Raw genomic sequence first — 13,028 nt, 5'->3', positions numbered from 1 at the left:
ATCCGATTGCCGGCGATGAGGCCATCAGCAACAACCCAGGGTCCGGATGCGGACCCTCATGCACTTAGAAGTGCACTTTCACCAGCAGGCTGGCGGTGTTCTGGTTGGTATCGAAGAACTTGCTGTCCTTGATGCCGTACTTGTCCGACCAGTAGTCGTACTCGATACCGACGTACAGTTGCTTCTCGCCGAGGCTCATGGCCTTGCCCAGGTCGTACTTGATCTGCGGGTTGAAGTGCAGGTTGGCGTGGTAGGTGCCGTTCTTGTTCTCGTCGTTGTCTACCACCCAGTCCATGAAGCCGTCGATCAGGATGTCGGACTTGCCCACGGGAATGGTGTAGGCCCACACCGGGGTGATCTGCCAGACGTTGTCGCCGGCGCGGCTGCCTTCGGTCTGACGGTTGTAGAAGTTCAGCTGGAAGTAGTCGAAGCCCGGCACGTCCAGGTCGAAGCCCGGGCCGATCAGGTACGACTCGGTATCGCCTTCGCCGAACTCGTAGGTCATGGCCAGGAGCACATCCTTGACCGGGCCGAACGACAGGTCCTGGCCGAGGATCTTGCCGAACGACAGGCGCGGGCTGAACTCGCCGTAGTAGGTATTCGGGCCGTTGTTCGCGTCTTTCTGGCCGTTGTAGAAGATCTTGTCGATGAACAGGAAGTTGTCACCGTACTTCCAGGCATCGGCGTGCTCGAAGGTGAAGGTCTGCTGGATTTCCGGGTTGACGGCGAAATCCTTGCCGTACAGGTAGGTCAGGCTGTTGTTCTGCCACAGCAGCAGGTCGTCGGCCATCGCGGAACTGGCGGCCAGCAGGCCCCCGGCGAGGATCAGGCTGTTGTTGAAACGCATCGCGTTGCTCCCTTGATTGATTCTGTTTGCGGCGCTCTTGGGTTGGCGCCGTCGGTATGAAAGGTTTGTCTTTCGGGTCAGGTTTTTGCGACCGGCCACAGCAAAATGGCAAGAGCTGAGCCAACCTTCCCGGAAGGGTGCAGCAATCCTGCTCGACATCTTTCTGAACAGTTCAAACGGTTACGACTGTTAGCGCTTGCGCCTGCCAACCGCCCGTATTCATTGACTGGACGGTCAGCAAACGCGGGCGGAATCCCTCCGCCCGGGTCGAGGGGGCGCGCAGATTACTGACTTGCGCGCTGGCCCTCAAGTACTCCTTCCAGGGAGCACCTGACGCAGATCAGGTTTTTTTAGAAGTGCACTTTGACCAACGCACTCGTGACGCTCTGGTTGGTGTCGAGGCGACTGCTGTTCTCGATACCGTATTTGTCTTTCCAGTAGCTGTATTCGATACCCACGTAGAGCTGCTTGGCGCCGAGCTTCAGGGCCTTGCCCAGGTCGTACTTGACCTGCGGGTTGAACTGCAGGTTGGCGTGGTAGGTGCCGCGACGCTTGGTCTCGTCGTTGTCCACCACCCAGTCCATGTAGCCATCGATGAGGATGTCGGACGAACCCACGGGAATCGTGTAGGAGAAGGTCGGGGTGATCTGCCAGACGTTGTCGCCCGGACGGCTGCCCTCGGTATGGCGGTTGTAGATGTTCAGGGTGAAGTAGTTGAAGCCGGGAATTGCCAGGTCGAAGCCCGGGCCGATCAGGTAGGCCTCGTTGTCGCCTTCGCCGGATTCGTAGCTCACCGCCAGGAGCACGTCCTTGATCGGGCCCAGCTCGATCTTCTTGTCGAAAATCTTGCCGAACGAGAAGCGCTCGGTGAACTCGCCGTAGTAGGTGCGATAGCCTTTGCCGCGGTCGGCCTGGCCGTTGTAGAAGATCTTGTCGACGAACAGGAAGGTGTCGCCGTATTTCCACTTGTTGGCGTGTTCGAAGGTAATGGTCTGCTGGATCGCAGGGTTTACCTGGAAGTCCTTGCCGTACAAATAGCTGAGGCTGTTGGATTGCCACAGCAAAAGATCCCCCGCTACCGCTGGAAGGCTCGCCAGCAAACTGCTGCCCAGGAGGAGGGAAGTGGTGGTGCGTTTCATGTTGTGATTCCCGGCTAATTATTGTTGTTCGTTGCGCTTTCTTTGGCGCGAAGCGCCCCGACCGACCCGCTCCCACGGGTCGGCGGTACTGCATGTTGCTCGGGGTCTGCCGGGTGGTCATGGGACCACCCAAAAGGCATCAATGGTGCGCGGCGGCTTCGTTGTGCGAGGCGCGTTCGGCGCCGCCGAGGATGTTGAACAACAGGTTCAGCACCAGCGCGCTGACCGTTGCCATGGCGATACCGCTATGGGTGATGGGTTCCATCCATTGCGGCATCTGCGCGAAGAACTCCGGACGGACCACCGGAATCAGGCCCATGCCGACGCTCACCGCCACCAGCAACTGGTTGCGCCGGTCGCTGATATCGGCTTCCTGGAGAATCTTGATCCCGGTAGCGGCCACCATGCCGAACATGGCGATCGACGCGCCGCCCAGTACCGCCGGCGGAATCGAGGCGATCAGGAAGGCCGCTTTCGGCAGCAGACTCAAGAGGATCAACAGGCCACCCGCCACCACCGTGACATAACGGCAGCGCACCCCGGTCATCTGCACCAGGCCGATGTTCTGGGCAAAGGAGGAGTGGGTGAAGGTGTTGAAGAACCCGGCGACGAAGGACGCACCGGCATCGCACAGCAGGCCGCGACGCAGCATGCCCGGAGTGACTTCACGGTCGGTGACCTTGCCCAGGGCGAGGAACATGCCGGTGGACTCGACGAAGATGATCACCACCACCAGGCACATCGACAGGATCGGCGCCAGGCTGAAGGTCGGCATGCCGAAGTGCAGCGGGGTGACCACTTGCAGCCACGGTGCTTCGTCCAGGCCGGACAGGTCGACCATGCCGATGGAGCCGGCGAGGATGTAGCCCAGGCCCATGCCGATCAGCACCGACACATTGACCCAGAACCCGCGCATGAAGCGGTTGACCAGGAGGATGGTGGCCAGCACCAGGGCGGCGACGGTCAGGTAGATCGGCGAGCCGAAGGTGGTCGCCTCGGCACCGCCGCCGGCCCAGTTCACCGCCACGGGGAACAGCGACAGGCCGATGGAGGTGATCACCGTACCGGTGACCAGCGGCGGGAAGAACCGCGCGACCTTGGACATGAACGGCGCGATCAGCATGCCGAAGAACCCGGCGGCGATGGTCGCGCCGAAGATCCCCTGCAGGCCGACGCCGGGCATCCCGGCCATGGCCACCATGCTGCCCACGGCGGCAAAGCTGGCACCCATCATCACCGGCATGCGGATACCCACAGCACCAATGCCGAACGACTGGACGATGGTGGCGACACCGGCGACCAGCAGATCGGCATTGATCAGGAAAGCGACTTCTTCTCGGGAGAGTCCGGCAGCCTGTCCGATGATCAGCGGCACCGCGATGGCGCCTCCGTACATCAGCAGCACATGTTGCAGACCCACCAGGATGAGTTGCAGCAGGGGCAGGGGCTGTCGTGGCGGCGCATCGGGGATGTACGCCTTGCGAGACTCGGACATGCAGCACCTCTACGGTTTTGTTCTTGTTTTTAGCTGCAAGCCTCAAGCCGCAAGCTTCAAGAAGAAGCCGCGTGCACCGGACTTGCAGTTTTTTTGCTTGTCACTACCGCAAGCCAGAACGACGCACTTCCAGACGAAGCAAAACCGCTCTGACTTGCAGCTTATGGCTTAAAGCTTGAAGCTCAATTCACCTTGGCACCGCTGGCGATCCAGTCACCGACCAGCTTGCGTTCTTCGGCAGTCATCTGGGTGATGTTGCCCAGCGGCATGATCTGGCTGGCGACGGCCTGGGCCTGGATACGCGGGGCCATGGCCTGGATCTGCTGCGCGGTGTCGAGCATCACGCCGGCCGGCGCGGTGCTGAACAGCGGGCTGGTCGGCTTGGCCGAGTGGCACACGGTGCAACGCTCCTGGATGACGCTGTGGATCTTCTCGAAACCACCACCGGTCGCGGCAGCGGTCGCTTGCGCCGGGGCTTCGGCGGCAGCGGCCGGGGCGGCAGGTGCAGCCGGTTCGGCGGGCTTGGCCTGGGCGGCCTGCCAGGCGGCGGCTTTGGCTTCCTCTTCCTTCTCGGCGGCAGTCTTGCCACCCAGCGCGGTTTCCGGCAGCGGCTGGTACTCGATCTTGGCGGCGGCCTGTTCCGGTGCAGTGCTCGGCATGCGCGCAGGACCTGTGACGTAGGCCAGGCAGATCATCGCCAGTGCGCCGGCGGGCAGGGCCCAGGCGAACTTGTTGCTGTCGTGGCGGGTGTTGAAGTAGTGACGGATCAACACCGCAGCGATGGCGATACCGGCCAGGATCAGCCAGTTGTATTCACTGCCGTAGGTGCTCGGGAAGTGGTTGCTGATCATGATGAACAGCACCGGCAGGGTGAAGTAGTTGTTGTGGCGCGAGCGCAACAGGCCCTTGGCCGGCAGGACCGGATCGGGGGTGGTGTTGGCTTCGATCGCCGCCACCAGCTGGCGCTGGGCCGGCATGATGATGCGGAATACGTTACCGACCATGATGGTGCCGATGATGGCGCCAGTGTGCAGGTACGCACCACGACCGCTGAACACCTGGCTGAAACCGAAGCACGCCGCGATCACCAGGACGAACAGCACCAGGCCGAGCAGGGCAGGGTGCTTGCCCAGTGGCGAGTCGCACAGGAAGTCGTAGATGAACCAGGCGGCGATCAGCGAGGCGACACCGATGGTCACGCCTTCGAAGCCGGTCAGGGTGCTGCCCGGTTTCAGCAGGTACAGGGTCGGCTGCCAGTAGAACACCAGGCACAGCAAGGCGATCCCGGACATCCAGGTGAAGTAGGCTTCCCATTTGAACCAGTGCAGGTTGTCCGGCATTTTCGGCGGTGCCAGCTTGTACTTCTCCAGGTGGTAGATACCGCCACCGTGGATCGCCCAAAGGTCACCCGACAGCCCTTCGCGCGGGTTGGCGCGGTTCAGGTTGTTTTCCAGCCAGACGAAGTAGAACGACGCGCCGATCCAGGCCACGCCGGTAATCATGTGAACCCAGCGCACGCTCAGGTTCAGCCATTCCAACAGATGTGCTTCCACAGTCTTGTACCTCTTGCCGGTCACCGGAATCCGGTGGCCAGCCTTCTCTTATTGGTGGGGATTGAGGATCAGCTGCTCATCCTCGGTAAAGAAATGCTCGTCGCAGTTGTTGCCGGAACCACTGCGATCAACCACCAGGAAGTCATCCCGCTTTTCGATCGTCAGCACCGGGTGGTGCCAGACGCCGCGATGGTAATTGACGCCCTGCCTGCCATTGCTCATGAAGGCACGGACGTGACCTGATACAGGTGCATCGCCAACTGGCGCGACCACGATCAGAAAGGGGTTGCCGAGCAGCGGGATGAAAGCCTGGCTGCCCAGCGGATGGCGTTCCAGCATGCGTACGGTCAGCGGCATGTCCAGCGCGTCGGCGCGGAAGATGCTGATGATCGCCTTGTCTTCCGGCTGGGCGGTTTCCACCGTCGCCAGCTTGTGGAAGCGCATGGTCGAGCCGTTGTTGATCATGAAGTGGTCGCTGCCGTCGGTTTCGATCACGTCACCGAAGGGGGCGAAGGCTTCTTTGGTCAGGGGCTCGATCACTAGAGTACGCATGCTTTTATTCTCTGAATTCTGTGTTTTATAAGTCGTCAGGCTGTGTGGCGCCGGCCGGGCCGGCGCGGGTCTTACAGTTGCAGCAGGCGGAACAGGGCGATCAGGTTGATCTGCGCCAGGGCTTCCTTGAACTCGGCTTCGGCATCGTTGTGGATGCGGGTTTCGAAGGCGGCGAGGATCTGGTGCCGGTTGCTGCCCTTGACCGCCATGATGAACGGGAAGCCGAACTTGTCCTTGTAGGCGTCGTTGAGCGTGGTGAAGCGCTCGAACTCTTCGGCGGTGCACTGGTGGATGCCGGCGCCGGCCTGTTCGTTGGTGCTCGACTCGGTCAGTTCACCCTTGATCGCGGCCTTGCCGGCGAGGTCCGGGTGAGCGTTGATCAGCGCCAGCTGGGCAGCGTGATCGGCGCTGAGGAGGATGTCGCTCATGCGCTGGTGCAGGTTCTCGATCTGGTCCACTTCGCCGAGCTGGCCCAGGTCGTAGGCCTTCTCGGCCACCCACGGCGAGTGCTCGTAGATGTCGGCGAACGCCTCGACGAATGCGACACGGTCCAGGGACGAAGGGGTCAGGGTCTTGAAAGCGGTCATTTCGAAATCTCGGCTTGGAAAGGGTGGGTGGCGTGCCAGTGGCGGGCGATGTCCACGCGACGGGCAAACCAGACCTGGTCATGGCTCTTGGCGTAATCGATGAAGCGCTTGAGCGAAGCCAGGCGTGCCGGACGGCCGACCAGGCGGCAGTGCAGGCCGATGGAGAGCATTTTCGGGGCGGTGGCGCCTTCTTCGTAGAGCACGTCGAAGGCGTCCTTCAGGTACTGGAAGAACTGCTCGCCGCAGTTGAAGCCCTGGACCTGGGTGAAGCGCATGTCGTTGGTGTCCAGGGTGTAGGGGATGACCAGGTGCGGCTTGCCGGTCGGGTTGTTCGGTTCCCAGTAGGGCAGGTCGTCGTCGTAGGTGTCGCTGTCGTAGAGGAAGCCGCCTTCCTCCATCACCAGCCGGCGGGTGTTCGGGCCGGTGCGGCCGGTGTACCAGCCGACCGGGCGCTCGCCGGTCAGTTCGGTGAGGATGCGGATGGCTTCGAGCATGTGCTCGCGCTCCTGGGCCTCGTCCATGTTCTGGTAGTCGATCCAGCGGTAGCCGTGGCTGCAGATCTCGTGGCCGGCCTCGGCCATGGCGCGGATCACGTCCGGGTGGCGCTGGGCGGCCATGGCCACGGCGAAGATGGTCAGTGGCACGCCGCTGTCCTTGAACAGCTTGAGCAGGCGCCACACGCCGGCGCGGCTGCCGTATTCGTAGAGCGATTCCATGCTCATGTTGCGCGCGCCCTGCAGCGGCTGGGCAGCGACCATCTCGGAGAGGAAGGCTTCGGATTCCTTGTCACCGTGGAGGATGTTGCGCTCGCCACCTTCTTCGTAATTGAGCACGAAAGACAACGCGACGCGCGCATTCCCCGGCCAGTGCGGATGGGGAGGGGTATTGCCATAACCGATCAGGTCGCGAGGATAATCAGCGCTCACTGCAGTCTTCCTTCTTGTACGTGAATGCGGGGGTGGCGAATGCGCAGGTTGCGTTGGGCCACGACGATGAAGCAATTGTATACAACTTTATTTACGATTTGTAAGCCTGTTTTTTTCCATTTCTTCGTCGTGCGTGCCTCTATATGTCTAGCAAGAAACCTGCCTGATTGGTCAGCTAATGACGTTGGCGTCGTTATGGGCCCTGGCTTTGCGACTAATGGAGGATTCACGGCGGCCCGTAGCGCTGAATCGTAAAATTGCCAGAAAAATTGTGTACAATTTTTCGATAAAGTGTCTTAATGCTTTCACAGCCGCTTGCTGCCGTGTTTCCCTCTGGTGCAGGCGGGTATTTTTTGCCCATAGAGTGAACAAGAGGCGATCGAGCAATGGGACGTTTGACCACGCATGTACTGGATGCCGCACATGGCTGCCCTGGCAGCTCGATCAAGGTCGAGCTGTACCGGGTCGAAGGCCAGCAGCTGGAACTGGTGACCACCGCGCTGACCAACAGCGACGGCCGTGTCGACGCGCCGCTGCTGCAGGGCGATGACTACCGCAGCGGTGTGTACCAGTTGCAATTCAGCGCTGGCGACTACTACCGCGCCCGTGGTGTGCAACTGCCGGAACCGGCATTCCTGGATGTGGTGGTGCTGCGTTTCGGCATCAACGACAAGCAGGACCACTACCACGTACCGCTGCTGATCTCGCCTTACAGTTACTCGACCTATCGCGGAAGCTAGTTGGTCGCTAGAAGAATCTTCGTAGGTCTTTGGCCCGCTCACACTGGCGGGCTTTTTTTCGTCTGCTGTTTTTCAAAGGCTGTATAAGGCCCCGTAGGAGCGTGGCTTGCCCGCGAAGGACCGCGCAGCGGTCCCAGGATTTCGATGGCAGCACCATTTTCGGGAGCGCTTCGCACTCCTTCGCGGGCAAGCCACGCTCCTACCTGGTTTGCAGTGTCTGATCCACAAAAAAGCCCCACCCGAAGGTGAGGCTCCTGCCCTGCATCCACCCCTTACAGGAAGATGAACTTGGCAATGAAGATCGCACACAGCACCCACAGGCTGGCCGAGATCTCCTTGTGCTTGCCGGTGAAGGCCTTGAGCACCACGAAGGTGATGAAGCCCAGGGCGATACCGTCGGCGACCGAGAAGGTCAGCGGCATCATGATCACCGTGACGATCGCCGGAATGCTGTCGGTGGCGTCATCCCATTCGATATGGGCCATGCTGCCCATCATCAGCATCGCCACGTAGATCAGCGCACCCGCGGTGGCATAGGCCGGGATCATGCCGGCCAGCGGGGCGAAGAACATCGCCGCGATGAACAGCAAGCCGACCACCACCGCCGTCAGGCCGGTACGCCCGCCAGCCGCGACGCCCGCGGCACTTTCCACATAGCTGGTCACCGGCGGCACGCCGACCACGGCACCGAACACGCTCGAGGCACTATCCGCCTTCAGGGCACGGGACAGGTTTTCGATACGCCCGTCGGCATTCACCAGGTTGGCACGTTGCGCCACGCCCATCAGGGTGCCGGCGGTGTCGAACATATGCACGAAGAGGAACGCCAGGACCACGGCGATCATGCTGACGTTGAACACCCCGGCCACATCCATGGCCATCCAGGTCGGTGCCAGGCTCGGAGGCAGCGAGAACACTCCGCCGTATTCCACCAGGCCCAGGCCCCAGCCGGCCAGGGTCACGGTGATGATGCTGATGAGGATTGCGCCGAACACCCGGTGGTAGCTGAGTACCGCGATCATCAGGAAGCACAGCGCCGCGAGCAGCGGACCGGGCTCGTTGAGGTGACCGAGCTTGATCAGGGTGGCCGGGCTGTCGACGACGATGCCCGCGGTTTTAAGGCCGATCAGTCCGAGAAACAATCCGACGCCGGCGCCCATGGCGTGGCGAAGGCTGACCGGGATGCTGTTGAGCAGCCATTCGCGCACGCGGGAAAGGGTCAGGAACATGAACAGCACCCCGGAGACGAACACCGCGCCCAGCGCGGCTTCCCAGGTGTAGCCCATGGTCCCGACCACGGTGTAGGTGAAGAAGGCGTTCAGGCCCATGCCCGGAGCAAGGCCCACCGGCCAGTTGGCGTACAGCCCCATCAACAGGCAGCCAAGGGCGGCGGCGATGCAGGTGGCGACGAAGGCCGCCCCGTGATCGATGCCGGCATCGGCCATGATGTTGGGGTTGACGAAGATGATGTAGGCCATGGTGATGAAGGTCGTCAGGCCCGCGATCATCTCGGTCTTGACGGTGCTGCCGTGTTGCTTGAGTTTGAAAATCCGTTCCAGCCAGCTCGTTTCGAGCGGTGGAGCAAGATCCAGCGTAGGGGCGTCGGATTTGCGGCTTTCCACAGCGTGTACTCCTCAAGTCTTTCTTGTTTTTCAGAGCTGGTCCTGCACGATCACTGGGGGCTCTGCGAGGGAAGGTTGTCGGCGACTCCGGACCGTGAGTTGACTTTCGGGTCAGGAAGTTGCCCGGTGGATTATGCTTTTGTATACAAAGAATGCAAATACTGTTTTATTGGATGTGCGCAGTTTGTTTGTCACAAGGGCTATAACGAATGATGGCGCCTGCAGAAATGCCGATTGCTGTGTACAATGCGGCAATACCTTATGCCGTCATTTTTCTACCCAGGACTTGCCATCGCCCCACTGGCTGGTATTACAGTCGAGGCCCGATAGGTGAATCTTCGTGCGCGAGTGCCCATGAACGAACAGTTACAACCCCTCAAGAAAGCCCCGCGAGCCGGCAAGACCGGCGGTCGCAGCGGCACCCAGGACGATATTGTCTACGCGCATATCTTCGAAGCCATTCTCGAACAGCGATTGGCCCCGGGTACCAAGTTGAGTGAGGAAGCACTGGGCGAGATCTTCGGCGTCAGCCGCACCATCATTCGTCGCGCCCTGTCGCGCCTGGCCCATGAAAGCGTGGTCCTGCTGCGGCCGAATCGCGGTGCAGTGGTGGCCAGCCCGACGGTCGAGGAAGCGCGCCAGGTGTTCTTCTCCCGCCGTATGGTGGAGCGCGCGATCACCGAGCTGGCGATCCAGCACGCCACTGCCGAGCAACTGAACGAACTGCGCGAGATGGTCCGGGAAGAGCGCGACAGCTTCTCCCGGGGTGATCGGGGTGCCGGTATCCGTCTTTCCGGCGAATTCCACCTCAAGCTCGCCGAAGCGGCGGGCAATGCACCGCTGATCAGCTTCCAGCGCAGCCTGGTGTCGCAGACCTCGCTGATCATTGCCCAGTACGAAAGCGGCAACCGCTCGCATTGTTCCTATGACGAGCACATGCAATTGATCGATGCCCTGGAAGCGCGGGATGCGGCCAAGGCCGTGGACCTGATGATGCACCACATGGACCACATCGACAGCAAGCTGAACCTGGATGAGGAAAGTGCTTCGGATGATCTGCATGCGGTGTTTTCGCATTTGTTGCAGAGCAAGAAGCGCGGCGGGGCGGTGTCAGCCAAGGGCTGAAAACTGCACAGATGCGAAAAGGGGCTCATGAATGAGCCCCTTTTTTGTGGGCAATGAGTAACCCTGTGGGAGCTGGCTTGCCAGCGATTGCAGTGGTGAATTCACCATAGCTATCGCTGGCAAGCCAGCTCCCACAGGTTCAGCGTTCAGCCGCGCTGATGGACGCAAACACCCGCCGCAAAGGTCTGGCTGATGGTGCGGTCGTCACCCAGGGTGGTCAGCACGAACAGGGTCTCCTCGATACTGTTGGACTGCTGCAGGCGGTAATCCAGCAACGGCGTCGCCTTGTAGTCCAGCACCACGAAGTCCGCATCGTTGCCGGCCTTCAGGCTACCGATTTTGTCATCCAGACTGAGAGCCCGCGCCCCACCCAATGTCGCCAGGTACAGCGACTTGAACGGATGCAGCCGCGCGCCCTGCAACTGCATCACCTTGTACGCTTCGTTCAGGGTATTCAGCAGCGAGAAGCTGGTGCCGGCACCGACGTCAGTCCCCAACCCCACCTTGACCTTGAACTGCTCGGCCTGCGGCAGGTTGAACAACCCGCTACCGAGGAACAGGTTCGACGTTGGACAGAACGCCACCGCCGACCCGGTCTCCGCCAACCGCTGGCACTCCGCATCACACAGGTGCACGCCATGGGCGAACACCGAGCGCTCGCCGAGCAGCTTGAAGTGGTCGTACACATCCAGGTAGCCACTGCGCTCCGGGAACAGCGATTTCACCCAGTCGATTTCCTTGAGGTTCTCGCTCAGGTGGGTGTGCATGTACAGGCCGTCATGCTCGCTCAGCAGTTGCCCGGCCAGTTGCAGTTGCTCCGGGGTGCTGGTCGGCGCGAAGCGCGGGGTCACCGCGTAATGCAGGCGGCCCTTGCCGTGCCAGCGCTCGATCAGCGCCTTGCTCTCGGCATAGCCCGACTCGGCGGTGTCGGTCAGGTAGTCCGGGGCGTTGCGGTCCATCATCACCTTGCCGGCGATCATCCGCAGGTCCAGGCGTTCGGCTTCTTCGAAGAAGGCGTTCACCGATTCCGGGTGCACGCTGCCGAACACCAGGGCGGTGGTAGTGCCGTTGCGCAGCAGTTCCTCGACGAAGATCTTCGCCACCTTGTCGGCATGGGCCTTGTCGGCGAACTGCTTCTCGCACGGGAAGGTGTAGGTGTTCAGCCAGTCCAGCAGTTGCTCGCCGTAGGAGCCGATCATGCCGGTCTGCGGGAAGTGGATATGGGTGTCGATGAAGCCGGGGGTGATCAGCTTGTCCTGGTAATGCACCACTTCGATATCGGCGGGCAGGGTCGGCAGCAGGTCGGCGGCGTGGCCGACGCGGCTGATCTTGCCGTTGTCCACCACCAGCAGGCCGTCCTCGAAATACTCGAAGGAGGCCTCGATGCCCACCTCGGCGGGGTCGGCGATGCTGTGCAGGATGGCGGAACGGTAGGCTTTGCGGGTTGCGCTCATAACGGTCTCGTCAAATGGCGTGGCTGCGCCGCGACGGCGGCAGCAGTTGGGCGATGGGTTCGGCGTTCACGGCCGGGTTGTGCTGGCCGAAACTGGCGTTGTAGGTGGCGATGATCTCGGCGGCGATGGACACGGCGATCTCGATCGGCAGCTTGCCCTTGACCTCGGCCAGGCCCATCGGGCAGCGCATGCGCTGCATGCGTTCGGCATCGAAGCCGCGGTCGCGCAGGCGGTGTTCGAACTTGGCGCGCTTGGTCTTCGAGCCGATCAGGCCGAACCAGGTGAAGTCATTGCGCTTGAGGATGGCGGCGGTCAGTTCCAGGTCGAGCTGATGGTTGTGGGTCATGACGATGCAGTAGCTGCCCGGGGGCAGTTCGTCGACCTCGTCCACCGGCTCTTCGGCGACGATCTTGCTGACCCCGGCGGGCAGCGTGTCGGGGAACTCCTGCTCGCGGGAATCGATCCAGCGCACCCGGCAGGGCAGGGCGGCGAGCAAGGGTACCAGAGCGCGGCCGACATGGCCCGCGCCGAATACCGCGACCTGGGCCTGGACCGCGCCCATGGGTTCGAACAGCAGCACGGTGGCGCCGCCACAGCACTGGCCGAGGCTGGCGCCGAGGCTGAAGCGTTCGAGGTGCGGGGATTCGCGGCCTTCGGCGAGCATCTGCCGGGCGATGTGCATGGCCTTGAATTCCAGATGGCCGCCGCCGATGGTGTCGAACAGCTGGAAGGCGCTGACCACCATCTTGGAACCGGCGTTGCGCGGGGTCGAGCCGCGCTCCTCGATGATGGTCACCAGGACGCAGGGCTCGCCCTGGGCTTGCAGGTCGGCGAGGGCGTTGATCCATTGGTGCATGATTGATGTCCTCTCCAGAATCTTGTGGTGCTTGTGCTGGCCTCATCGCTGGCAAGCCAGCTCCCACAAGGTTCGGCGGTGTACGCGATACCTGTGGGAGCTGGCTTGCCAGCGATAGGGCCAGCAGCCTTC

12 protein-coding genes are annotated in these 13,028 nt (G+C 61.7%); 2 read left to right on the top strand and 10 right to left on the bottom strand.

What is annotated here, in order from left to right; all coding sequences use genetic code 11:
• Positions 1-64: 64 nt before the first annotated feature.
• The 7 genes from PSEMO_RS08050 to puuE form a co-directional block, all read right to left on the bottom strand.
• Entirely contained in the window at positions 65-847 is a 783-nt protein-coding gene (locus tag PSEMO_RS08050; protein ID WP_075802583.1) for an outer membrane protein OmpK, read from the bottom strand.
• 350 nt (positions 848-1,197) lie between these two features.
• The gene (locus PSEMO_RS08045; protein ID WP_075802582.1) at positions 1,198-1,986 is read right to left on the bottom strand and encodes an outer membrane protein OmpK; all 789 of its coding nucleotides are present in this window, start codon (positions 1,984-1,986) and stop codon (positions 1,198-1,200) included.
• A gap of 139 nt (positions 1,987-2,125) precedes the next feature.
• The gene (locus PSEMO_RS08040; RefSeq protein ID WP_075802581.1) at positions 2,126-3,481 is read right to left on the bottom strand and encodes a nucleobase:cation symporter-2 family protein; all 1,356 of its coding nucleotides are present in this window, start codon (positions 3,479-3,481) and stop codon (positions 2,126-2,128) included.
• A 182-nt stretch (positions 3,482-3,663) separates the two neighbouring features.
• Entirely contained in the window at positions 3,664-5,034 is a 1,371-nt protein-coding gene (locus PSEMO_RS08035; RefSeq protein ID WP_075802580.1) for a urate hydroxylase PuuD, read from the bottom strand.
• A gap of 48 nt (positions 5,035-5,082) precedes the next feature.
• Positions 5,083-5,586, bottom strand: a complete 504-nt coding sequence (locus tag PSEMO_RS08030; RefSeq protein ID WP_075802579.1) for an ureidoglycolate lyase — start codon at positions 5,584-5,586, stop codon at positions 5,083-5,085.
• A 71-nt stretch (positions 5,587-5,657) separates the two neighbouring features.
• Positions 5,658-6,173 carry a 2-oxo-4-hydroxy-4-carboxy-5-ureidoimidazoline decarboxylase gene (uraD, locus tag PSEMO_RS08025; protein WP_075802578.1) on the bottom strand — a complete coding sequence of 172 codons (516 nt, stop codon included), beginning with the start codon at positions 6,171-6,173 and terminating at the stop codon, positions 5,658-5,660.
• A complete protein-coding gene (gene puuE, locus PSEMO_RS08020) occupies positions 6,170-7,099 on the bottom strand; it encodes an allantoinase PuuE (protein ID WP_075802577.1) in 930 nt (309 codons plus the stop codon). Before puuE ends, uraD begins: the two co-directional genes overlap by 4 nt.
• 386 nt (positions 7,100-7,485) lie before the next feature.
• Here puuE and uraH point away from each other — a divergent pair, with 386 nt between their 5' ends.
• A complete protein-coding gene (gene uraH, locus PSEMO_RS08015) occupies positions 7,486-7,839 on the top strand; it encodes a hydroxyisourate hydrolase (protein ID WP_009396156.1) in 354 nt (117 codons plus the stop codon).
• Between the two features lie 272 nt (positions 7,840-8,111).
• On the opposite strand, the gene PSEMO_RS08010 is transcribed toward uraH, so the two are convergent.
• Entirely contained in the window at positions 8,112-9,347 is a 1,236-nt protein-coding gene (locus PSEMO_RS08010; RefSeq protein WP_256721059.1) for an NCS2 family permease, read from the bottom strand.
• 468 nt (positions 9,348-9,815) lie between these two features.
• Between PSEMO_RS08010 and PSEMO_RS08005 the strand changes: the two genes are divergently transcribed.
• Positions 9,816-10,586 carry a GntR family transcriptional regulator gene (locus PSEMO_RS08005; RefSeq protein WP_075802575.1) on the top strand — a complete coding sequence of 257 codons (771 nt, stop codon included), beginning with the start codon at positions 9,816-9,818 and terminating at the stop codon, positions 10,584-10,586.
• Positions 10,587-10,732: 146 nt separating this feature from the next.
• Here PSEMO_RS08005 and guaD read toward each other — a convergent pair whose 3' ends face one another.
• Both guaD and xdhC read right to left on the bottom strand, forming a co-directional pair.
• Positions 10,733-12,040: a guanine deaminase gene (gene guaD / locus PSEMO_RS08000; RefSeq protein ID WP_075802574.1), complete on the bottom strand. Its 1,308-nt coding sequence runs from the start codon at positions 12,038-12,040 to the stop codon at positions 10,733-10,735.
• Between the two features lie 10 nt (positions 12,041-12,050).
• Positions 12,051-12,896, bottom strand: a complete 846-nt coding sequence (gene xdhC / locus PSEMO_RS07995; protein WP_075802573.1) for a xanthine dehydrogenase accessory protein XdhC — start codon at positions 12,894-12,896, stop codon at positions 12,051-12,053.
• Positions 12,897-13,028 lie beyond the last annotated feature (132 nt).

Source organism: Pseudomonas putida, assembly GCF_001941965.1.
Classification (GTDB): Bacteria; Pseudomonadota; Gammaproteobacteria; order Pseudomonadales; family Pseudomonadaceae; genus Aquipseudomonas; species Aquipseudomonas putida_L.
The sequence above is the reverse complement of the archived record's forward strand: the minus strand, read 5'-3'. Positions and strand labels throughout refer to the sequence as shown.

What these genes read in the sequence shown, in the direction of transcription:
- PSEMO_RS08005 (WP_075802575.1), top strand. Translation starts at nt 9,816, where the DNA reads ATGAACGAACAGTTACAACCCCTCAAGAAAGCCCCGCGAGCCGGCAAG.
- PSEMO_RS08040 (WP_075802581.1), bottom strand. Translation starts at nt 3,481, where the DNA reads ATGTCCGAGTCTCGCAAGGCGTACATCCCCGATGCGCCGCCACGACAG.
- guaD (WP_075802574.1), bottom strand. Translation starts at nt 12,040, where the DNA reads ATGAGCGCAACCCGCAAAGCCTACCGTTCCGCCATCCTGCACAGCATC.
- PSEMO_RS08010 (WP_256721059.1), bottom strand. Translation starts at nt 9,347, where the DNA reads ATGATCGCGGGCCTGACGACCTTCATCACCATGGCCTACATCATCTTC.
- uraH (WP_009396156.1), top strand. Translation starts at nt 7,486, where the DNA reads ATGGGACGTTTGACCACGCATGTACTGGATGCCGCACATGGCTGCCCT.
- uraD (WP_075802578.1), bottom strand. Translation starts at nt 6,173, where the DNA reads ATGACCGCTTTCAAGACCCTGACCCCTTCGTCCCTGGACCGTGTCGCA.
- xdhC (WP_075802573.1), bottom strand. Translation starts at nt 12,896, where the DNA reads ATGCACCAATGGATCAACGCCCTCGCCGACCTGCAAGCCCAGGGCGAG.
- PSEMO_RS08045 (WP_075802582.1), bottom strand. Translation starts at nt 1,986, where the DNA reads ATGAAACGCACCACCACTTCCCTCCTCCTGGGCAGCAGTTTGCTGGCG.
- PSEMO_RS08030 (WP_075802579.1), bottom strand. Translation starts at nt 5,586, where the DNA reads ATGCGTACTCTAGTGATCGAGCCCCTGACCAAAGAAGCCTTCGCCCCC.
- PSEMO_RS08050 (WP_075802583.1), bottom strand. Translation starts at nt 847, where the DNA reads ATGCGTTTCAACAACAGCCTGATCCTCGCCGGGGGCCTGCTGGCCGCC.